15 protein-coding genes are annotated in these 21,500 nt (G+C 69.9%); all 15 read left to right on the top strand.

Going from position 1 to position 21,500, the window contains the following annotated elements; translation table 11 throughout:
- The first annotated feature begins 6 nt into the window (after positions 1-6).
- The 15 genes from ACIBTM_RS25370 to ACIBTM_RS25440 all read left to right on the top strand — a co-directional run bounded on the left by ACIBTM_RS25370 (position 7) and on the right by ACIBTM_RS25440 (position 21,489).
- Positions 7-1,338: a GH1 family beta-glucosidase gene (locus ACIBTM_RS25370; RefSeq protein WP_395879605.1), complete on the top strand. Its 1,332-nt coding sequence runs from the start codon at positions 7-9 to the stop codon at positions 1,336-1,338.
- A 198-nt stretch (positions 1,339-1,536) separates the two neighbouring features.
- On the top strand, positions 1,537-3,012 hold the full coding sequence (locus ACIBTM_RS25375) for an amidohydrolase family protein (protein WP_395879606.1): 1,476 nt from the start codon (positions 1,537-1,539) through the stop codon (positions 3,010-3,012).
- Positions 3,009-4,151, top strand: a complete 1,143-nt coding sequence (locus ACIBTM_RS25380) for a M20 family metallopeptidase (protein ID WP_395879607.1) — start codon at positions 3,009-3,011, stop codon at positions 4,149-4,151. The genes ACIBTM_RS25375 and ACIBTM_RS25380 overlap by 4 nt, the downstream gene beginning before the upstream one ends.
- Before the next feature lie 31 nt (positions 4,152-4,182).
- The gene (locus ACIBTM_RS25385) at positions 4,183-5,067 is read left to right on the top strand and encodes a GNAT family N-acetyltransferase (RefSeq protein ID WP_395879608.1); all 885 of its coding nucleotides are present in this window, start codon (positions 4,183-4,185) and stop codon (positions 5,065-5,067) included.
- Complete coding sequence (menC, locus tag ACIBTM_RS25390; RefSeq protein ID WP_395879609.1) at positions 5,064-6,170, top strand: o-succinylbenzoate synthase; 1,107 nt, start codon at positions 5,064-5,066, stop codon at positions 6,168-6,170. Before ACIBTM_RS25385 ends, menC begins: the two co-directional genes overlap by 4 nt.
- A gap of 76 nt (positions 6,171-6,246) precedes the next feature.
- Complete coding sequence (locus tag ACIBTM_RS25395; protein WP_395879610.1) at positions 6,247-7,917, top strand: PucR family transcriptional regulator; 1,671 nt, start codon at positions 6,247-6,249, stop codon at positions 7,915-7,917.
- A 139-nt stretch (positions 7,918-8,056) separates the two neighbouring features.
- Positions 8,057-9,325 carry an MFS transporter gene (locus tag ACIBTM_RS25400; protein ID WP_395879611.1) on the top strand — a complete coding sequence of 423 codons (1,269 nt, stop codon included), beginning with the start codon at positions 8,057-8,059 and terminating at the stop codon, positions 9,323-9,325.
- A gap of 62 nt (positions 9,326-9,387) precedes the next feature.
- Positions 9,388-10,299, top strand: a complete 912-nt coding sequence (locus tag ACIBTM_RS25405) for a serine hydrolase (RefSeq protein ID WP_395879612.1) — start codon at positions 9,388-9,390, stop codon at positions 10,297-10,299.
- Positions 10,300-10,421: 122 nt separating this feature from the next.
- Positions 10,422-11,810 carry a serine hydrolase domain-containing protein gene (locus ACIBTM_RS25410; protein ID WP_395879613.1) on the top strand — a complete coding sequence of 463 codons (1,389 nt, stop codon included), beginning with the start codon at positions 10,422-10,424 and terminating at the stop codon, positions 11,808-11,810.
- Positions 11,807-12,694, top strand: coding sequence for a serine hydrolase (locus ACIBTM_RS25415; RefSeq protein ID WP_395879614.1), 888 nt, complete (start codon positions 11,807-11,809; stop codon positions 12,692-12,694). The genes ACIBTM_RS25410 and ACIBTM_RS25415 overlap by 4 nt, the downstream gene beginning before the upstream one ends.
- A gap of 25 nt (positions 12,695-12,719) precedes the next feature.
- Entirely contained in the window at positions 12,720-14,318 is a 1,599-nt protein-coding gene (locus ACIBTM_RS25420; protein ID WP_395879615.1) for an ABC transporter substrate-binding protein, read from the top strand.
- A complete protein-coding gene (locus ACIBTM_RS25425) occupies positions 14,318-15,298 on the top strand; it encodes an ABC transporter permease (protein WP_395879616.1) in 981 nt (326 codons plus the stop codon). The genes ACIBTM_RS25420 and ACIBTM_RS25425 overlap by 1 nt, the downstream gene beginning before the upstream one ends.
- Position 15,299: 1 nt before the next feature.
- Entirely contained in the window at positions 15,300-17,186 is a 1,887-nt protein-coding gene (locus ACIBTM_RS25430; protein WP_395879617.1) for a dipeptide/oligopeptide/nickel ABC transporter permease/ATP-binding protein, read from the top strand.
- Positions 17,183-18,175, top strand: a complete 993-nt coding sequence (locus ACIBTM_RS25435; protein WP_395879618.1) for an ABC transporter ATP-binding protein — start codon at positions 17,183-17,185, stop codon at positions 18,173-18,175. The genes ACIBTM_RS25430 and ACIBTM_RS25435 overlap by 4 nt, the downstream gene beginning before the upstream one ends.
- The gene (locus ACIBTM_RS25440; protein WP_395879619.1) at positions 18,172-21,489 is read left to right on the top strand and encodes a serine hydrolase; all 3,318 of its coding nucleotides are present in this window, start codon (positions 18,172-18,174) and stop codon (positions 21,487-21,489) included. The genes ACIBTM_RS25435 and ACIBTM_RS25440 overlap by 4 nt, the downstream gene beginning before the upstream one ends.
- Positions 21,490-21,500: the final 11 nt, after the last annotated feature.

Genomic DNA, 21,500 nt, shown 5'->3' on the forward strand with positions numbered 1-21,500 from the left:
TCCGCCTTGAATCTGCACCTGCCCGCCGATTTCCTGTGGGGTGCGGCCACCGCCGCGTACCAGGTGGAAGGCGCCGTCGACGCCGATGGCCGCCTCCCGTCCATCTGGGACGACTTCGTCCGGGTCCCGGGTGCCGTCCTGAACGGCGACACCGCCGACGTCGCGTGCGACCACTACCGGCGCTGGCCGGAGGATCTCGCCATCATGAAGCGGCTGGGCCTGGACGCCTACCGCTTCTCCGTCGCTTGGCCACGGGTGATCCCGACCGGCCGCGGCGCGGTCAACGCGGCCGGCCTCGACTTCTACGACCGGCTGGTCGACGCGTTGCTCGAAGCCGGGATCCGGCCGTTCGCCACGCTGTTCCACTGGGACCTGCCTTCGGCGCTGAAGGGCGGCTGGCCGGAACGTGATACGGCCTTTGCCTACGCCGATTACGCCGCCGTCGTCGCGGCCAAACTCGGTGACCGGGTCGCGGACTGGAACACCGTCAACGAACCGCTGTGCTCGGCCTGGCTCGGCTATCTCGAAGGCCGGTTCGCCCCTGGTGTCAAAGACCTCAAGCAGGCCATCGACGCGTCGCACCATCTCCTGCTCGCGCACGGTCTCGGCGTTCAGGCGATCACCGCCAACGCCGCGCGGCCCGCCAACGTCGGCCTGGTGGTCAACCTCAGCGGGATCGAGCCCGCGTCGGACTCCACCGCGGACGTCGAGGCGGCGGCGCGGATGGACGGGCACGTCAACCGCTGGTGGCTCGACCCGTCGAACGGCCGCGGCTACCCGGCGGACATGATCGAGGTCTACGGCGTCGAACCGCCCGTGGTCGGAGACGATCTCGAGGTGATCTCGACGCCGGTCGGCTTCCACGGGCTGAACTACTACTTCCGGCAGATCGTCGAGGACGACCCGCACGGTCCCGTGCCCCGCGCCCGGCAGGTACCGGTCGAGGGCGCGGCGACCACGGCGATGGGCTGGGAGATCCACGGGCAGGGGCTCGCGGACCTGATCCACCGGCTCGCCAACGAGTACGGCGCCCGCACCATCTACGTCACCGAGAGCGGGGCGGCCTTCGACGACAAGGTCGCCGAGGACGGCTCGATCCACGACGCCGACCGCATCGCCTACCTGGAGGAACATCTGGGTGCGGTGGCCGGAGCCGCTGAAGCGGGTGCGCCGGTGAAGGGCTACTTCGCCTGGTCGCTGCTCGACAACTTCGAATGGGACAGCGGGCTGAGCAAACGGTTCGGGCTCGTGCGGGTCGACTACGACACGCAGGTCCGCACGATCAAGGCGAGCGGGCACCGGTACGCGGAGATCATCGCGGAACATCGGAAGCGCTGAGGGTCCCGGTATGTCATGAAAGGGTCGTTCAGGACATGTCTCGTCCTGAACGACCCTTTCATGACACGGGCGGAGGAGCCTGAGCCGGTTCGTGCGGGCGGATGGACCGAGGGGCCCGGATTCGTCGCGCGGTACGAACGGACGCTCGCCGAAACCTCCTAGGGTCGCCATGAACGAGGCGATCCTAGGAGGCGAAGTATGCGGACACTCTTGCGCGGCGGTCGTGTCATCGATCCGGCGACGGGCTTCGACGGTACGGCCGATGTGCTGGTGACCGATGGCGTGGTCACCGCCGTCGGGGAGGGCTTGGCCGCGGAGCCCGGCGACGTGGAGATCGACGTCCGCGGGCTCGTCGTCGGACCGGGCTTCATCGACCTGCACAGCCACGTGCACACCATCGCGGGCCAGCGGCTCCAGGCGATGGACGGGGTGACGACCGCGCTCGACCTCGAAGCCGGCTTGATGCCGATCGAGCGGGCCTACGCGGAGGCGGCCGCGGCGGGACGGCCGCTGCACTACGGGTTCTCCGCGTCCTGGGGTGCCGCGCGGGCGCAGGTGCTCGCCGGGATCGAACCGGACGCGAATATCGACAGCGGGCTGGCGGTGCTCGGAAACCCGGCCTGGCAAAGGACTTCGTCGCCGAAGGAGATGGCGGCCTGGCTGTCCCTTGTGGACGGTGAGCTGGCCGCGGGCGCGCTCGGCGTCGGGGTGCTCCTCGGCTACGCGCCCGACACCGACCCCGGAGAGTTCCTCGCATTGGCCCGGCTGGCCAAGGAGGCCGGGGCACCGACCTACACCCACGTCCGTGAACTGGTCGAGGTGAACCCGCGGACGCCCATCGACGGCTCGGCGGAGATCGCGATCGTCGCGGCCGAGACCGGCGCCGCGATGCACCACTGCCACGTGAACAGCACCTCCGGCCACCAGATCGAGCGAGTGCTCGCGGCACTCGAAGCGGGCCGCGCGGCCGGGTCGAGGGTGACGGTCGAGGCCTATCCGTACGGGGCCGGCAGCACGGGGATCGGCGCGGCGTTCCTTTCGCCCGAACGCCTGAAGATGAAGGGACTGTCCCCGTCCAGCGTGATCATGCTGGAGTCGGGGGAGCGGATCGCCGACGAAGGCCGCCTGCTCCAGGTGCGTGCCGAGGATCCCGGCGCGCCGTGCATCCTGGAATTCCTCGACGAAAGCAGCCCGCACGATCTCGGCCTGCTGCACCAGGCGCTCGCGTTCCCGGACGCCATCGTCGCCAGCGACGCGCTGCCCGTGTACTGGAAGAACGGCACCAGCGAGAGCACCGAATGGCCGCTGCCGCCCGGTGGCGCGACACATCCGCGCACGGCGGGGACCTACGCCAAGACGTTGCGCCTGATGGTGCGAGAGAGCAAGGCCTGGACGTGGCTGGAGGCGTTCCGGCGCTGCTCCTACCTGCCGGCGCGCGTGCTCGACGAGGTCGCCCCCGGTGCGGTGGCGAAGGGACGGCTGAACGTCGGCGCCGACGCCGACATCGTCGTCCTCGACCCGGAAGCCATCACCGATGCGGCGACCTACTTCGACTCGACCAGGCCTTCCGTCGGCGTCCGGCACCTGTTCGTTTCGGGGGTCCCCGTCGTCACCGACGGGAATCTGCGCACGGACGCGTTCCCCGGGAAGCCGTTGCGGGGTGAGCCGCGATGAGCGACCTGCTCGCCGACATCGAGACGCTCGTGCGCTGCGAGTCGCCGTCGTCGGATCACGAGGCGGTGGCCCGTAGCGCCGAAGTGGTGGCCGAAGTGGGACTGAGACTGCTCGGTGCGGAGCCGGAGAGGATCGTCGTCGACGGGGTCACGCACCTGCGCTGGCGATTCGGTGACGGGCCGCCCCGGGTGCTGCTGCTCGGTCACCACGACACGGTGTGGCCCCACGGTTCGCTGGAGACACATCCGTTCTCGGTGCGGGACGGGGTGTTGCGCGGACCCGGCTGCTTCGACATGAAGGCGGGTGTCGTGATGGCGCTGCACGCCGCGGCGACCGTGCCCGACCGCGACGGACTGTCCATTCTGGTCACCGGTGACGAGGAGCTCGGTTCGCCTTCGTCCCGCGCGCTGATCGAGGAGACTGCGGCGGGCTGCGACGCGGCGTTCGTGCTGGAGGCTTCGGCCGACGGCGGTGCGCTGAAATGCCGCCGCAAAGGCGTTTCCCACTATCGGGTCGAGGTCACCGGCCGGGCGGCGCACGCCGGGCTGGAACCGGAGAAGGGGGTCAACGCGGGAATCGAGATCTCCCACCAGATCCTCGCCGTGGCCGCGCTCGCCGACCCGGTGGCCGGGACGAGCGTGACGCCCACCGTCGTCTCGGCGGGAACCACGGTCAACACGGTTCCCGCCGCCGCGAGCGTGGCCGTCGACGTCCGCGTGTGGGACGAGGCCGAACAACTCCGTGTCGACAGGGCCATGCGGGTACTCCCGCCGGTGCTGGAAGGAGCCGAGGTCCGGGTGACCGGCGGGATCAACCGGCCGCCGCTCGAAGCGGGCTCGTCGGCCGGATTGTTCGCGCTGGCCCAGGACCTGGCGGACGACCTCGGCCTCGGGGAACTGACCTCCGCGTCGGTCGGCGGCGCCTCGGACGGCAATTACACGGCGGGGATCGGTGTTCCCACGCTGGACGGCCTGGGCGCCGTCGGGGGCGGGGCGCACGCGGATCACGAACACGTCGTCGTCGCGGAATTGCCGCGCCGCACCGCTTTGCTGGCCGCGCTCGTGGAGAACGTGCTCGCGAAACGGGATCCGTCCGGTGCGACGAATCGCGCCGGCGAATCTGGTACGGCACGACGGTGACTCGGCCGTCGTGCGGGGAAAGGATTGTCCCGTGACGAATCTTGCGACGAACGCGGAGAGCCTCGCGTCGGCGGAGGTGCGCGACGAAGCCGTCGCCGCCGCGCGGGCGGCGGCCGCGGCTTCGGGCGTCGAAATCCGCGAACTCACCGAAATCGCCGATCTGGCCGCCGTGGTCGGCCTGTTCGAGTCGATCTGGCAAACGGCACCCGGCGCGCGGCCCGTGAGCACGGAACTGCTCCGCGCGATGTCCAGTGCCGGGAACTACGTCGCGGGCGCCTTCGAGAACGGTGAACTGCTGGGGGCCTGTTTCGGGTTCTTCGGGAATCCCGGAAAGGCGAGCCTGCACAGCCACATCGCCGGAGTCGCCAAAGCCGGGGCGGGGCGCGGGATCGGGCAGGCGCTCAAACTGCACCAGCGCGGGTGGGCCCTGCTCCAGGACGTCTCGGTGATCACCTGGACCTTCGACCCGCTGGTGCGGCGCAACGCCTATTTCAACCTGGGGAAACTCGGCGCGCGCCCGATCGGCTACCTGCCCGACTTCTACGGTCCGATGGAGGACAGCATCAACGGGTCGGGTGACACCGACCGGTTGATGGTCGGATGGGACCTCCAGAGCCCGGAGGTCCGTGCCGCCTCCTTCGGTGAACCCGTGTTGATCGACGCGGAGGCGTTGGGCGCGGCGAAGGCGCTGTCGGTCGACCCCGACGGCGGTCCGAGTATCGGATCCGCCGACGCGCCGACCGTGCTCGTCGCCGTCCCGTCCGATATCGAACGGTTGCGCCGCACCGACCCCGGTCGCGGCAACGCGTGGCGCGCCGCCCTGCGTGAAGTCCTCGGTGGACTGATGGCGGACAACGCCCAGGTCACCGGTTTCGATCGTGCCGGCTGGTACGTGATCTCGAAGGAGCAGTCGTGAAACTCAGCGGTGTGGAACTGCGCCGGGTCCGGATGCCGCTCGTGGCCCCGTTCCGGACTTCGTTCGGAACGCAGTCGGAACGGGAACTGCTGCTCGTCCGCGCGGTGACCCCGGCGAGCGAGGGGTGGGGCGAATGTGTCGCGATGGAGGCGCCGCTCTACTCGTCGGAGTACAACGACGCCGCCGAACACGTGCTGCGCAACCATCTGATCCCCGCCCTGCTGGCCGCGGACGACGTCACCGCGTACAAGGTGACGCCGTTGCTGGCGAAGTTCAAAGGGCAGAGGATGGCGAAGGGGGCGCTGGAGATGGCGGTCCTCGACGCCGAACTCCGCGCGCACGAACGATCCTTCGCGGCCGAGCTCGGGTCCACACGCGACTCCGTGGCCTGCGGGGTCTCGGTCGGGATCATGGACTCGATCCCGCAACTGCTCGATGTCGTCGGCGGCTACCTCGACGAAGGCTATGTCCGGATCAAACTGAAGATCGAGCCCGGCTGGGACGTCGAGCCGGTCCGCCAGGTGCGTGAGCGCTTCGGTGACGACGTGCTGCTCCAGGTCGACGCGAACACTGCGTACACCCTGGGCGACGCGCCCCTGCTGTCCCGGCTCGACCCGTTCGGCCTGCTGCTGATCGAGCAGCCGCTCGAAGAGGAGGACGTGCTCGGCCACGCCGAACTGGCCAAGCGGATCCGGACGCCGATCTGCCTCGACGAGTCGATCGTCTCCGCCAAGGCCGCCGCGGACGCGATCAAGCTGGGTGCCTGCCAGATCGTCAACATCAAACCGGGCCGCGTCGGCGGTTATCTCGAAGCACGCCGGGTGCACGACGTCTGTGCGGCGCACGGGGTGGCGGTGTGGTGCGGCGGGATGATCGAAACCGGACTCGGCCGGGCGGCCAACGTCGCGCTGGCCTCGCTGCCCGGTTTCACGCTGCCGGGTGACACCTCGGCGTCCGGCCGGTTCTACCGCACGGACATCACCGAGCCGTTCGTGCTGGACGCCGGGCACCTGCCGGTGCCGACGGGGCCGGGGCTCGGCGTGACTCCGATTCCCGGCCTCCTGGACGAGGTGACCACGGAGAAAACGTGGATCGGTTCGTAGCGCCCTACGAAATCCGGGGTTAGATTTGGTCGCATCGAACCAGTCGGTTCGGTGAGACCGGGTTTAACTTCGGGGGGTGCTGACACCGGTGCCCAGCAAGCCGCATACGAGCTTGGGACGCGTCCTCGAAAACCTCGGGGACGTGCTCCTGGAGCCGGTCGCCGTCGGCCGGACCACCCGCAAGCAGCTCGGCGGGGTGGTCATCCACGATCCGCACGACGAATCCGAAATCCCTGGCGGGGCCGTCGTGCTCGGCGTCGGGGTGCGGGATCAGGACGAGGTCGTCCGCCTCTTGCACGACGTGGGTGCGCGAGGCGCGGCGGCGCTCGTCGTCCGGTCTCCCGTCACCCCGGCGCCGGAACTCCGGCGTGCCGCGGACTCGTCCGGGGTCGCGCTGCTCGGGCTCGCGCGCGGCGCGTCGTGGGCGCAGCTCGCCGCCATGCTCAGGACCTTGCTCGCCGAAGAGGACGTCGGCGAGGTTTCGCCCCAGACGCTCGGCGGAATGCCGTCGGGTGATCTCTTCGCGCTGGCCAACGCGATCGCCGCGCTCGTGGACGCGCCGGTGACCATCGAGGACCGCAGCAACCGGATCCTCGCGTTCTCCGGGCGCCAGGACGAAGCGGACCCCTCCCGGGTCGAGACCATCCTCGGCCGTCAGGTACCGGAGCGGTTCGCCCGCGGCCTGGAACGGGACGGCGTCTTCGAGCGGCTGTACCGCGACCACGCGCCCGTCTACGTCGATCCGCAGCGTTACGACGACAACGAGATCGCGATTCCGCGCGTGGCGCTCGCCGTCCGCGCCGGCGACGAGATACTCGGCTCGATCTGGGCCGCGGTCCGGGAGCCGCTCAGCGAAGAGCGGACGCAGGCACTGATCGACGCAGCCAAACTCGTCGCGTTGCACATGCTCCGGTTGCGCGCGGGCGCCGACGTCGAACGGCGGCTGCGCGCGGACCTGGTGAGCACGGCGCTCGAAGGCGGCTCCGGCGCGCCGGAGGCGGTCGCCCGGCTCGGGCTGCTCGGCCAGCCGTCGATCGTGCTCGCCATGGGCCTGCTCGGCGCACCCGATCCCGAGGACGATCTCAAGCTGGTCGCGGACCGTCAGCGGGTCGCCGACGCGCTGGCCATGCACCTGAGCGCCGTCCAGCCTCGCTCGGCGGTCGCGCTGGTCGGCGACGTCGCCTACGGGATCCTCCCGATGCCCGGCGGGCACGCCGACTGGCAGGAGCGTTCGGTGCGGGTCGCGTCGACCTTCCTGGAGCGCACGGGACGCCGGGCGGCGGCCGCGATCGGCATCGGTCCGCTCGCGCTCGACGCGTCCGGCCTCCACACCTCCCGGGACGGCGCGGACCGGGCGTTGCGTGTGCTGCTCACCAACGGCGGCGCCAAACGCGTCGCGACCGCGGACGACGTCCACGTCGACGCGCTGATGCTGGATCTGGCCGATCTCGCCGCGGCCAGGGGAGACGTCGCGACAGGACCTGTCGCACGGTTGCTCGCCTACGACGCGCAGCATCAGTCACAACTGGTGCACACCCTCCGATGCTGGCTCGACGCCTTCGGTGACATCGGAGCCGCGTCCGCGTCGGCGTATGTCCATCCGAACACCTTCCGCTACCGGCTGCGGCGTCTCGCGGAGGTCGGCGGGATCGACCTCGACGACGCGGGGGAGCGGTTCGCCGCGATGCTGCAGTTGCGGCTGCTGCCCCGTGACGCGCGGACCGGGCCGCCGGGCGCCGAAGACTGACGTTGGTCTTCCGGCCCGAAACGACGGCGGATGTTCGTGGGATCGCACGAACTCCGCTCGCCGACCGCGTTTCAGAATGAGTGATCGGCGCCACTCTCGCGCCGTTCTCCTTCTCTCCCAAAGTTTCCGCGGAGGCGCCATGACGGCAGTGGTCAATGAGGACACCTGGACAGCACGGCGGATCAACCGGACGGCGCTCATCACCATGGTGGTGATGGTGTTCGCCTGGGCGGTCGACTACATCGATCGGTTCTCCATCGGGATGGCGCTGCCGATGATCGGCGCCGAGTTCGAGCTCAGCAAGACCCAGCAGGGCTGGCTCGTCACCGTGTTCGCGCTGGTGTACATGGTCTGCCAGATCCCGGCGGGCTTCCTCGCCGACCGGTACGGCTCGCGGGGGCCGATGCTGGTCACGCTGCTGCTCTGGTCGGCGTTCACCGCGATGACCGGGATGGCGGGCACCTTCGGGATGCTGCTCGTCGTCCGCGGCCTTTTCGGTGTGTGCCAAGGACTTTTCCCGGCGGCCTCGTTCAAGGCGATCGCCGAACGGACCACCCCCGGCAACCGCGCGACGGTGACCGGCGTGATGCTGTCCGCCGGTGGGATCGGCGCCGGCCTGGCGCCGTTGATCGTCGGCCCCCTGCTGATGGCCATCGGCTGGCGGCATACGTTCTTCTGGATGGCGGGCATCGGCGCGCTCATCGGCGTGGTCGTCTGGACACTGTTGCCCAAGGCGCTGCCCGAACGGCTGAGCAGCCTGCCGCGCGACGAGGTGAAAACCACCGAGGTCTCCCGCAAACAGGTACTGAAGTCCTTTGTGGTCTGGAAGTTCACCCTGCTGTTCTGCGTCACCAACATGCTCAATTACGGGATGATCACCTGGGTACCCAGCTACCTGCTGGAGTCGCGGGGGCTGTCGTTGAGCCAGACCGGGATTCTTGCCGCGATCCCGATGCTGGTGAGCATCGTGACGACCATCCTCGGCGGCTGGCTGTTCGACCGGTACTTCCACGATCACGGCCGCTGGTACCTCGGTTCGATCGCGCTGGTGACCGTGGTGCTGCTGACGTTGATGGTGAACGCGGACAGCACGGTGGAGTTCACCGTCTACGAGACGCTCGCGCTCGCTGTGTTCGGCATGGCGACGATGGCCGTCTTCGGCCTGCCGCTGCGGGTGCTCCCCACGGCGGTCACCGGGATCGGCATGGGAGTGATGAACTTCGGCGGCCAGGTGGCCGGCGCGGTCGCGCCGGTGGCGATGGGCTGGCTCGCCGACACCTTCTCCTACACCGCCGCGTTCGGGTTCCTCATCGGCACGACGTTCCTCACCGCCGTGATGGCGTTCTGGGTACCGCAGAACCCGGCGCAGTTCACTTTTTCCAAGGCGAGTGCCGGCTCGGCCTCGTGAGTGGCCCGGCTCGCTCGACACCCTCCCCGGCTCCCGACGAGTCCAACGTAGACAGGAGTTCCATGTCCACCGCGTCCGAAGTCATCGCAACGATCACCGAGCGCGCCAAGGAGGTCGGCGTCCGGGTCCGGCTGCACGCGGCCGAAATCGACGGCACCCGGCGGATCGGCGTCGACGAACACGCCCCGGTCGTCACGGCGTCGGTCTTCAAGGTCCCGATCGCGCTGGAACTGGCGAAGCAGGGTGCCGAGGGCGGGCTCGACCTCGGCGAGCGGATCACCGTCCCGCCGGGGCATCCCACGCCCAGCCCGTACGGCCTGGCCACCTTCCGGCACGAGATCACGATGTCCTGGTACGACCTCGCGATCCTGATGATCGGCATCAGCGACAACGTCGCCACCGACCTGATCCTCGACCGCGTCGGGAAGGAATCGACGGAGAAGACGTTGCGCGACCTCGGTTTCGAGCACACCACCGTCACGCACGACTGCGGAGAGGTGCTCGGCAGTATCGGGGAAGACCTCGGGATCTCCTACGAGGACGACGAAAGACTGCTGACGGAGCTTCCCATCGAGCGGATCAAGGCGTTGCGCGCGCTGCGACCGGAACACAGTTGCGCCACGACCGCCGAGGAGATCACCCGGCTGCTCGGGCTCATCTGGCGCGACGAGGCGGCCGCGCCGACGGCGTGCGCGGACGTCCGGCGCTGGATGGAGCTCCAGGTGTGGCCGCACCGGCTGCGGTCCGGGTTCCCGGACGACGGGATCCGCGTCGGCGGCAAGACCGGGACACTGCCGTCGGTGCGCAACGAGGTCGGTGTGGTCGAGTACCCGGATGGCGGCCGTTACGCGGTAGGGATTTTCACCGACGCGGTCGACGGGCGGTCACGGGTGCCGGAGCGTGACGCGTTCATCGGTTTCGCCGCGGCACAAGCCGTCGAATGGCTGAGGCTTCCCGAGGCCGACGGCGAATGATTCGTCCGCGCGGATGAATTTTCCCGCCGCTCTCGTCGTTCCGCACGAATCGGTGACGCCCGTCACCGGCCTAGCATTCCGGGAACCGCCGGACCTGCCCTTTCCACGGACAAGAGGTACGCATGTCGAAACTTTCCGAAATCGATACCTGGCTCGCGGAGAACTTTTCCGCTCTTCTGGAGAAGCACCAGGTGCCCGGCGCCGCCATCGCGGTCTTCGCGAACGGCGAGGTGATCGACCACGCGGCCGGTGTGCTGAACAAGAACACCGGTGTGGAGTCCACTGTGGACTCCGTATTCCAGATCGGCTCGATCACCAAGGTGTGGACGACCACCCTGGCGATGCAGCTCGTCGACGAAGGCAGGCTCGACCTCGACAAGCCGGTCCGCGACTACCTTCCCGAGTTCACCCTCTCGGACGACGACGCGGCTTCGCGGATCACGGTGCGGCAGCTGACCTGTCACACCGCCGGATTCGAGGGCGACATCTTCACCGACACCGGGCAAGGCGACGACTGCGTCGCGAAGCTCGTGGCGACGCTTTCCGACGTCCCCCAGCTGTTCCCGCCGGGGGAAATGTTCTCCTACAACAACGCTGGCTACTGCGTGCTCGGGCGGATCGTCGAGGTCCTGCGCGGAAAGTCCTACGACGACTGCCTGCGCGACCACCTCTTCGCGCCGCTCGGCCTGACCCACGCCGCGGCCGGACCCTACGACGCGATCCGGTACCGCGCGGCGATCGGTCACGTCCAGGCGAAGCCGGACGACGAGCCGGTGGCCGCGCCCGTCTGGGCGTTGACGCGGTCCAACGTGCCGGCGGGTTCGCATCTGGCGATGCGCCCGCGCGACCTGCTGACCTTCGTGCGCATGCACCTCAACGAAGGCCGCGCGGACGACGGCACCCAGGTCCTGCGGCCCGAAACCGCGCGGGCCATGTGGGAACGCCAGGTCGAGCTGCCCTACCTCGGCCTGATGGGCGGGGCGTGGGGCCTCGGCTGGATGATCTTCGACTGGGACGGCGGCCCGGTGATCGGCCACGACGGCGGGACCATCGGCCAGTCCGCGTTCCTGCGCGTCGTGCCGGGCAGCAACGTCGCGGTGGCCTTGCTGACCAACGGCGGCAAACCGATGCACCTCTACCTGGACATCTTCCGGAAGGTGCTGGGCGAGCTGGCCGGTGTCGAGGTCCCGTCGCTGCCGGAGCCGAACGCCGCGGAGGCCCCGGCGGACCCGTCGCGGTACGTGGGCGAGTACTCGTCGCAGGTGGCGGACATCGTCGTCACGCAGGACGAGGACGGCGGTTTGTGGCTGGAACGCACGGCGAAGGGGATTTTCGCCGACCTCGGCACGGCGCCGGAGAAGACCAGGCTGCTGGGCTACAAGGGCGACACCCTGGTCGCCGAGCACGACGGCCTCGGCCTGCACATGCCGCACGCGTTCGTCGGTGACGACGGCACCGGCCGCGCGTTGTTCGTCCACACCGGACGCGCCGACCGCCGGGTGGCCCGGTGACGGCGATCGCCGGCGAGATCGAGGCCGTCTTCGCGGACGCGGGGGCGCGCGGATTCGTGCACGCGCGCGAGATCGGCGTCCCCGACGGTCCCGAAGTCGGTGTCGGCGCGGACGACCCGGTCGTGCTGGCGTCGGTGTTCAAGATCCCGGTGGCGGTCGCCTTCGCCCGTGAGGTGGCCGCCGGGCGGATCGACGAGGCCGAGCGGACCCGGGTCACCGCGCGGTACCGGATCGGCGGGATCGGGACGGCAGGCTGCGCGGACGACGTCGAGATGAGCTGGCGCGACCTGGCGCATTTCATGCTGACGATGAGCGACAACGCCGCGACCGACGTCGTCTACCACCGGGTCGGACAGGAGGCCGTCGACCGGGTGCTCGCCGACCTCGGCCTCACCAGGACGCGGCTGGTCGGCTGCTGCGAAGACCTCTTCGCCTCGGTGATCGCCGATCTCGGCGCGAAACCGGACGAAGACCTGGAAGCCGTCTTCAGCGCGGCTTCGGAAGAACAGATGTGGAAGCTCTCGGTGCTCGACCCGGAACGCACGACGTCGTCGACGCCGAGGGAGATCACCGCGTTGCTCGACGCGATCTGGACCGACCGCGCGGGCGCCCCGGCCGCCTGTGAACGCGTGCGGACGATCATGGCGCAGCAGATCTGGCCGCACCGGATCTCGTCCGGTTTCCCCGCCGGGGTGGCGATCGCGGCCAAGACCGGGACGCTCCCCGCCGTCCGCAACGAAGCGGGGGTGGTGACCCATGTGGACGGTCGCCGGTACGCCGTCGCGGTGTTCACCCGCGCCGAATCCCTCGCCGACCGCTTGCCCGCGGTCGACTCCGCCATCGGCGAGGCCGCCCGCCTCGCCGTTGATCACCTCCGCGCGTAGACCATGACCCAGTAGGAGAAACCGCATGAAGAAAGCTCGGCTCACCGCCGCGATCACGAGCGTGGTGGCCTTGACCGTGAGCGCGTGCGGGGGGACGTCGCAATCCGGGCAGGACCGGACCGCGAACCAGAAATTGACCGAGGGCAAGACCTTCACGATGGCCATCGGCACCGACCCGGGGGCACTGGACCCGGCGATGACCGTGCTCGCGGTGGCGCTCGACATCGGGCGCTACCTCTACGACAGCCTGATCAATCTCGACGAGTCGGGCAAGCCGATCGCCGGGCTCGCCGAAAAGTGGGAGGCGTCCACGACCACGGCCTCCTTCACCCTGCGGAACGGGATCACCTGTGACGACGGCACCCCGCTGACCGCGAGCGACGTGGCGGCGAACGTCAACTTCGTCGGCGATCCCGCCAACAAGTCGCCGATGTCCGGGCTCACCGTCGCCCCGGGCACGAAGGCCACCGCCGACGACGCGGCACGGACTATCACGCTCACCAGCGGAGCGCCGGACGCCTTCCTGCTGCGCAACGTCGGCGGCCTGCCGATCGTCTGCGGCAAGGGGGTGACCGACCGGCAGGGGCTCGCCAAGGGCAAGTACGGCACCGGCATGTTCACCATGACCGAGATCGTGCCGAACGACCACTACACCCTCACCAGGCGCAAGGACTACGCGTGGGGGCCGGGGGACTGGCAGCGTGAGCAGCCCGGTCTGCCGGAGAAGGTGACCTTCCGGGTCATCCAGAACATGACGACCGCCGCGAACCTGCTGCTGTCCGGTGAACTCAACGGTGCCCGGATCACCGGTCAGGACCAGCAGCGTCTACGGGCCCAGAAGCTCTTCCACGGCGAGCAGGTCGTACCGCTGGGCGAGATGTTCTTCAACCAGGCGCCCGGCCGCGCGGGCGGCGACCAGGCCGTGCGCCGCGCGCTGGTGCAGGCGCTCGACCTCGCCCAGATCGGGAAGGTGCTCACCAGCGGCTCCGGTGCACCCAGCCAGGGGCTGGTCACCACCGAACCGAGGGTGTGCGCCGGGGACGCGGTGTCCGGCAAACTGCCCGCGTTCGACGCCGCCGCCGCGAAGTCGGCCCTCGACGCGGCGGGCTGGCAGCCGGGAGCGGACGGGGTGCGGGTCAAGGACGGCAAACGGCTCGCGCTGACCGCCATCTACGGTACGCAGGTCGGGCCGACGATGGCGCCCGCCGCCGAACTGATGCAGCAGTCGTGGAAGGCCATCGGCGCCGAGGTGACGCTCAAAGGCCTCGACAGCCCGGGGACCAGCCAGGTGCTCTTCAACACCGGTGAGTGGGACATCTCGCTCGCGCCGGTGACCCTGTTGCTGCCGAGTCAGGCCGTCCCGTTCGTCTCGGGGCCGAAACCGCCGGCGGGTACCAACTTCGCGCATATCGAGAACGAGAAGTACACGGCGCAGGCCGCGCAGGCGGCGCGGATGGCCGGTGACTCGGGCTGCGCGACCTGGCTCGCGGCGGAACAGGCGCTCATCGAGCGGCTGGACGTCGTGCCCTACGTCAACTCGGTCATCCCGACCTTCGGCAGCAACGCGCGGTTCAAGGTCAACTTCGGTTCGGTCGAGCCGTCGTCGATCCGGATGTACGGCTGATGGCCGTCGCGGTCGCCCCGGCCGGGTTGCGCGGCAGTCCGTGGCTGTCGTTCGCCGTGCGCCGCCTCGGCCGGTTCGCGATCTCGTTGTGGGTCCTGATCACCACGGCGTTCCTGATGATCCAGCTGATCCCCGGCGATCCGGTCCGCGCGGCGCTCGGGCTGACCGCGCCGGTCGAGCTGGTGAACGCGCGCCGGGCGGCGCTCGGTCTCGACGATCCACTGTGGCTGCAGTACGTCCACTACCTCGGCGGCCTGGTCACCGGTGACTTCGGGACGTCGATGACGAGCGGGCAGCCGGTCTCCGAGGTGATCGGCGACCGGCTGCCCGCCACCCTCCAGCTGGCGTTGCCCGCCTTCGCGGTGGTCATCGCGCTCGCGATCCCGCTGGGCCTGTCGTTCGCCGTGCTGACCCGCGGCGGACGACGGCGGGGTGGCGAGCTGGCGTTCACCTCGACGACCGTGCTGCTCGCGGCCATCCCGGAGTTCCTGCTCGCCGTGGCGCTGGTCGCGTTCTTCTCGGTCCAGCTGGGCTGGTTCCCGGTCGCGGGGAACGCGGACGCGAGTTCGTTCGTGCTCCCGGTGATCGCGCTGGCGCTCGGTCCGGCGTCGGTGCTCGCCCGCATCGTCCGGGTGGAGACGCTTTCCGTGCTGGGCAACGACTTCATCCGCACCGCGCGGGCGAAGCGGCTGCCCGCGCGGCTGGTCTACCTGCGACACGCCTTGCCGAACGCGCTGACCGCCACGCTCACCATGGGCGGGCTGATGCTGACCGGGATGGTCGCCGGGACGGTGCTGGTGGAGAACGTCTTCGCCTGGCCGGGCCTCGGTTCCACCATCGCCCAATCGATCCTGCAGAAGGACTATCCGCTGGTGCAGGGGATCGTGCTCGTCTACGGCATCGGGGTCCTGCTGGTGAACCTGACGGTGGACGTGCTGCTGGCCGTTCTCGATCCGCGTTCGACGATCCGGGAGAACTGAGATGGCGAAATGGTTCGCGGCCCTGCGCACCCCGGTGGGCGGGTTCGCGGCGGCCCTGCTGGCGCTGGTGCTCGCCCTCGCGGTGTTCGCCCCGATCCTGTGGCACGACAACGCTTTCGCGATCGACACGGACGCGATCGCGCAGGGCCCGTCGGCGGCGCATTGGCTGGGCACCGACGACCTCGGCCGTGACATCCTTTTCCGGGTCCTGGTCGCGACCCGGCTTTCGGTCCTGCTCGCGGTGCTCGCGACGGTGATCGGGGTGGTGACCGGTCTGATCCTCGGCACCTTGCCCTCGCTGCTGCCGCGGCCCGCCGCCCGGCTGGTGACGTCCGCGGTGAACATCGCGGTCGCGTTTCCCGGGCTGTTGCTGGTGTTGTTCTTCTCGGTCATCTTCGGGGTCGGAACCCATGGCGCGGTGTTCGCGGTCGGTTTCGCGCTGGCCCCGGCGTTCGCGCGGCTGGCGCAGACGCTGTCCGCGTCCGTCGCGGGGCAGGATTTCGTGTCGGCCGCGCGGATCTCCGGGGTCGGCCGGATGCGGTTGCTGATCCGGCACATCCTCCCCAATATCGGCGAACCGCTGGTGGTGAACGCGACCATCGGCGCGGGCGCCTGCCTGCTGGCCTTCTCCGGGCTGTCGTTCCTCGGCATCGGTGTCCAGGCACCGGATTACGACTGGGGACGGCTGCTCGGCGAAGGCCTCAACGGGATCTACGTCAATCCGGCGGCCGCGCTCGCGCCGGGGGTCGCGGTGGTACTCGCCGGGCTCGCCTTCAACCTGGTCGGCGAGACCGTCGCCGGGGTGATCGGCGTCCGCACCGGGCTGCGCAAGCTCGCCCCGCGGCCGGTCACTCCCGCCAGGGAGGACGTCGCCGACGCCCGCGACGACACGGTGCTGGTGGTGGAGAACCTCCAGGTGGCGTTCCCGCGTCCGGCAGGCTGGACCGTTCCGGTACGCGGGGTGAGCTTCACCGTCCACGCGGGCGAGGCGATCGGTGTCGTCGGCGAGTCCGGCTCGGGGAAGAGCCTGACCGGGCTGGCGGTGTCACGGCTGGTGGAAGCGCCGGCCGTGGTCACCGCGGACAAGCTCGAATTCGCCGGGAAACCGGTACTGACGACTCCGGAACGGGACCTGCGCGCCTTGCTCGGCACTTCGCTGGCGATGGTGTTCCAGGATCCGATGACCTCGTTCAACCCGACCAGGCGGATCGGCCGTCAGCTGGCCGAAGTCGCCGAGCAGCACCAGGGACTCCCGCGTGCCAAGGCTTTCGAGCGGGCCGTGGACCGGTTGCGCGCGGTGCGGATCCCCGCCGCCGAACGGCGTGCACGGCAATACCCGCACGAGTTCTCCGGTGGGATGCGGCAGCGCGCGATGATCGGCATGGGCCTGATGGGCGATCCGAAGCTCATCATCGCCGACGAGCCGACCACGGCGCTCGACGTCACCGTCCAGCGCCAGTTGCTGCGCCTGCTGGCGCGGACCAGGACCGAACGGGATACGGCGATCATCCTGATCAGCCACGACATCGCGGTCGTTTCGCAGACCTGCGAGCGGATGCTGGTCATGTACGCGGGCCGGGTGGTGGAGGATCTGCCGTCCGCCGCGACCCCGCGGCATCCCTACACGCGGGCCTTGCTCGCCGCGACGCTCGACCTCGAGACCGATCGTGAGGCTTCGCTCGCGGTGATTCCCGGCCGTCCACCGGAACCGGATCGCGTGCCCAACGGGTGTGCTTTCGCCGACCGGTGCCCGGCGGCGACCGACCGGTGCCGCCTCGAAGATCCGGTGCTGCAGCACGTGGAATCCGGGCATCGCGTCGCGTGCTGGTATCCGGCGCCGCTTTCCCGGCCCGTCAAGGAAACCGTGACCGCAGGAGGTGCGGAGTGAGCGATCTCGTCTTCGACGCGGTGAGTGTGCGGTACGGCGGCAGGCGCGGGCTCACCGCTGTCGACCGGGTCGGTCTGACCGTCCCTTCCGGACAGGTCGTCGGGCTCGTCGGCGAATCGGGCTCCGGGAAATCGACGCTGGCCCGGGCCGCCGTCGGGCTGTCGCCGATCAGCGCCGGACGGGTCCTGCTGGGCGGCGTGGACGTGCGCAAGCTGCCCCGCCGCCCTCCGTTGCAGATGGTGTTCCAGGATCCGTATTCCTCTTTGGACCCCAGGATGAGCATCGGGGAGTCGATCACCGAAGCGATCCCGCGCGGTGTGCTCCCCGGTCGTGCCGCGCGCCGGGACGAGGTCGCCCGGCTCCTGGAACTGGTCAACCTCGACCCCGAACGGGCGGGCCATCTGCCGGGACAGCTTTCCGGCGGCCAGCGGCAGCGGGTGGCGCTCGCCCGCGCGCTGGCCGGCCGGCCCGAGGTGCTGATCGCGGACGAGATCACCTCGGCGCTCGACGTGTCGGTGCAGGGCGCGGTGCTCAACCTCGTCCGGTCCGTGCAACGGCGGCTGGGCCTGTCGATGCTGTTCATCTCGCACAACCTCGCGGTGATCCGCTATCTCAGCGACATCGTCGCCGTGATGTACCTCGGCCGGATCGTGGAGATCGGCCCGGCGGAACAGGTGCTCACCGACCCGCAGCATCCGTACACCCGTGACCTGCTCGCGGCGGCGCCGTCGGCGACCGGTTCACTGCTCGACCTCGGCGAAGCGAGCGAGACCGCGGACGTCGAACCCGCCGACCCGCACCATCCACCGGCCGGGTGCCGCTACCACACCCGCTGTCCGGTCGGCCCGCTCGTGCGTACCGGCCGCGAACTCTGTCTCCAGGCGGATCCCGCCGCAGACTCGGCACACCGACGTCATTCGGCGGCCTGCCACTTCAGCGACAACGAGAGCCACCAGCTCACGATCTCCAGAGGAGCAAGCGCATCATGACCCGACGTCTCGGTCTCGACGACCTGTACGACATCGCCGTCCCCAGTCAGCCTTCGTTCTCCCCGGACGGCGACCGGATCGTCTACGTCCTGCGTACGGCCGACCGCGACGAGGACCGGAACGTGTACACGCTCTGGGAAGTCGGCGCGACCGGCGGCGAAGCGCGGCAACTCACGCGCGGAACCGCCGACATGGCACCGAAGTGGGCGCCGGACGGCACGCGGATCGCGTTCCTCCGTGCCCAGGACGGACCGCCGCAGGTGTGGTTCCTGTCGTCGTCGGGCGGAGAGGCCGAACGGATCACCGAACTCCCGCTGGGTGCGGGCGCCCCGGTCTGGAGCCCGGACGGCGGCAAGATCGCGTTCTCGGCCGCGGTCGATCTGGCGGGCGGGGAAGCGGGGCCGACCGCCCCGGTGGTCGCCGACCGACTGGACTTCAAGGCCGACGGCGCCGGGCTGATCAAGACCGTTCGCAAGCATCTGCACGTCCTCGACGTCGCCACCCGGGAGGTCCGGCAGGTGACCTTCGGCGATTGGCACGCCGGCGAACCGGCCTGGTCGCCCGACGGCACTCGGCTGGCCTTCTCCGCCGGGCGGGACGGTGACGCGGATCTGACGTTCCGCTCCGGCGCTTACGTTCTCGACGTGACCACGAAGACCTCCGAGCCGCGGCTGATCGGCTCGGGCGAAGGCATGGCGGGCACGGTCGGCTGGACCGCCGACGGTACCGCGCTGCTGGTGGTAGGCAGGCCCGACACCCAGGTCGGGCACCTGGGGCTGTGGCGGGTGCCGCTCGACGGTGGCGAGCCGGCCGACCTGTCCGCCGCATTGGACCGCAACGTGATGTCCGGCGGCTCCGGCTATCCGGGAGCTCTGCCGCAAACGACGAAGAACGGCACCGTGCTGTTCGGCGTCCGCGACCGCGGCTGCACGCATCTGTACGAAGTGGACACCGAGGGCGGGACGCCGCGCGCGGTGCTGGCGGGCGCGGACCGCGTCGTGTCCGGAATGGACATCGCGGACGGGCGGGTCGTGGTCGTCCTGGCCACGGCCACGTCGTTCGGCGAGGTCGCCGTCGTCGACCCGGCCACCGGCGCCGTCGAGGTGCGGACGAAGCACGGCGACTCCGACGTCGAGCTCTTCCGCCACGAGGAGCGGGAATTCACCATCGGCGACGGCACGGTCGTCCACGGCTGGCTGCTGCGGGACCCGTCGCGATCCGGCGCCGCCCCGCTGCTGCTCGACATCCACGGCGGACCGCACAACGCCTGGAACGGCGCGGCCGACTCGATCCACCTCTATCACCAGGAGCTCGTCGCCCGAGGCTGGGCGGTGCTGCTGCTCAACCCGCGTGGCAGCGACGGCTACGGCGAGGACTTCTACACCGGCGCCGTGGGCGCATGGGGGGTGGCCGACGCGGCCGACTTCCTCGAACCCCTTGACCAGCTGGTCGCGGAAGGGGTCGCCGACGCCGACCGGCTCACCGTGGCGGGCTACAGCTACGGCGGGTTCATGACCTGCTACCTGACCAGCCGCGACGACCGCTTCGCCGCCGCCGTCGCCGGCGGTGTGGTCAGCGACCTCACCAGTATGGGCGGCACGTCCGACGCCGGGCACTACCTGGCCGTCGGTGAACTCGGCGGTCCGGCGTGGGACAAGGCGAACGAGCGGTTCTCACCGTTCGCCCGCGTCGCCGACGTGCGGACGCCGACGCTCGTGCTCCAAGGCTCGAACGACGACCGGTGCCCGGTCGGTCAGGCCGAGCAGTGGTTCGGTGCCCTGCGCGCACGGGGCGTCCCGACGCGGCTGGTGCTGTACCCGGACGCCTCGCACCTGTTCATCCTCGACGGACCGCCCTCGCAGCGCGTCGACTTCAACCGGCGCGTCCTCGAATGGGTCGAGCAGTACGCCGCGCCCGCGGACGGGGTGTCGCGAGTGCCGATCGAAGCGGCGCACTGGCGGCGACGGCTGGCCGAGCTCGCGCGCAAGCACCGCGTTCCCGGTGCGGCGCTGGGTATCACGCGGGTCGGCGACGTGGAGGACACCACGGTTCTCGCCTCCTACGGCGTGCTGAACACGAAGACCGGGGTCGAGGTCACCGACGATTCGGTGTTCCAGATCGGTTCGGTCTCCAAGGTGTGGACCGCGACCGTGGTCATGCAGCTGGTCGACGACGGCCTTCTCGACCTCGACGCGCCGATCGCCGACGTCGTCCCCGAGCTGCGGCTGGCCGATCCGGACGTCGCCAAGCAGGTGACCATGCGGCATCTGCTGACGCACACCAGCGGGATCGACGGCGACGTCTTCACCGACACCGGCCGAGGCGACGACTGTCTCGAACGCTATGTCGAAATCCTCGACCAGGCGGCGCAGAACCATCCTCTCGGTGAGACGTTCTCCTACTGCAACTCGGGTTTCGTGCTCATGGGGCGGGTGATCGAGAAGCTCACCGGGCAGACCTGGGACGCCGCGATGCGGGAGAAACTGTTCACCCCGCTCGGCCTCACCCACACCGTGACGCTGCCCGAGGAAGCGCTGCTGTTCCGCGCCGCCGTCGGGCACGTCGGTGGCGCGGACGAGGACCCGAAGCCCGCCCCGGTCTGGGGACTGCCGCGGAACATGGGCCCCGCGGGCCTGATCACCGCCACCGCCAAGGACGTGCTCGGCTTCGCCCGGCTGCACCTGACCGGCGGGCTCACCCCGTCCGGCGAGCGGATCCTGACCACGGCGTCCGCCACCGAGATGGCCGAGAAGCACGCCGACCTCCCCGACAAACACTCCCTCGGTGACTCCTGGGGCCTCGGCTGGATCCGCGACGACTGGAGCGGACGGCGGATCATCGGCCACGACGGCAACACCATCGGGCAATCCGCGTTCCTGCGGCTGCTGCCCGATCAGGGGCTCGCCGTCACACTGCTTACCAACGGCGGCAACACCCGCGACCTGTTCGAGGAGCTGTACCGGGAGATCTTCGCGGAGCTGGCGGATGTGGCGATGCCGCGGCCGCTGGCGCCGCCGTCGCCCCCGGTCACCGTCGACGGTTCGCGGCACGTCGGCGTCTACGAACGGGCAGGCGCACTGATGGAGGTACTGTCCGAAAAGGACGGACTCCGGCTGCGGCTGACCGCGACGGGCCCGCTAGCCGAGCTGATGCCGGAGAAGACGATGGAGTTCGACCTGGTCCCGGTGACCGACTCGCTCTACGTCTGTCGTGAGCCGGGCTCGCAGACCTGGACGCCGGTCACGTTCTACACGTTGCCGACAGGGGAGCCGTACGTGCACTACGGCGTGCGCGCGACGCCGAAGGTGTCCTGAAAGCACCCGGC

This window comes from Amycolatopsis sp. NPDC049868 (assembly GCF_044461365.1).
In the GTDB taxonomy this organism is placed as follows: Bacteria; Actinomycetota; Actinomycetes; order Mycobacteriales; family Pseudonocardiaceae; genus Amycolatopsis.

Bases quoted from the DNA above. Each gene is read 5' to 3' on its own strand.
- ACIBTM_RS25400 (WP_395879611.1), top strand. From the start codon at position 8,057: ATGACGGCAGTGGTCAATGAGGACACCTGGACAGCACGGCGGATCAAC.
- ACIBTM_RS25380 (WP_395879607.1), top strand. From the start codon at position 3,009: ATGAGCGACCTGCTCGCCGACATCGAGACGCTCGTGCGCTGCGAGTCG.
- ACIBTM_RS25430 (WP_395879617.1), top strand. From the start codon at position 15,300: ATGGCGAAATGGTTCGCGGCCCTGCGCACCCCGGTGGGCGGGTTCGCG.
- ACIBTM_RS25410 (WP_395879613.1), top strand. From the start codon at position 10,422: ATGTCGAAACTTTCCGAAATCGATACCTGGCTCGCGGAGAACTTTTCC.
- ACIBTM_RS25405 (WP_395879612.1), top strand. From the start codon at position 9,388: ATGTCCACCGCGTCCGAAGTCATCGCAACGATCACCGAGCGCGCCAAG.
- ACIBTM_RS25375 (WP_395879606.1), top strand. From the start codon at position 1,537: ATGCGGACACTCTTGCGCGGCGGTCGTGTCATCGATCCGGCGACGGGC.
- ACIBTM_RS25420 (WP_395879615.1), top strand. From the start codon at position 12,720: ATGAAGAAAGCTCGGCTCACCGCCGCGATCACGAGCGTGGTGGCCTTG.
- ACIBTM_RS25440 (WP_395879619.1), top strand. From the start codon at position 18,172: ATGACCCGACGTCTCGGTCTCGACGACCTGTACGACATCGCCGTCCCC.
- ACIBTM_RS25425 (WP_395879616.1), top strand. From the start codon at position 14,318: ATGGCCGTCGCGGTCGCCCCGGCCGGGTTGCGCGGCAGTCCGTGGCTG.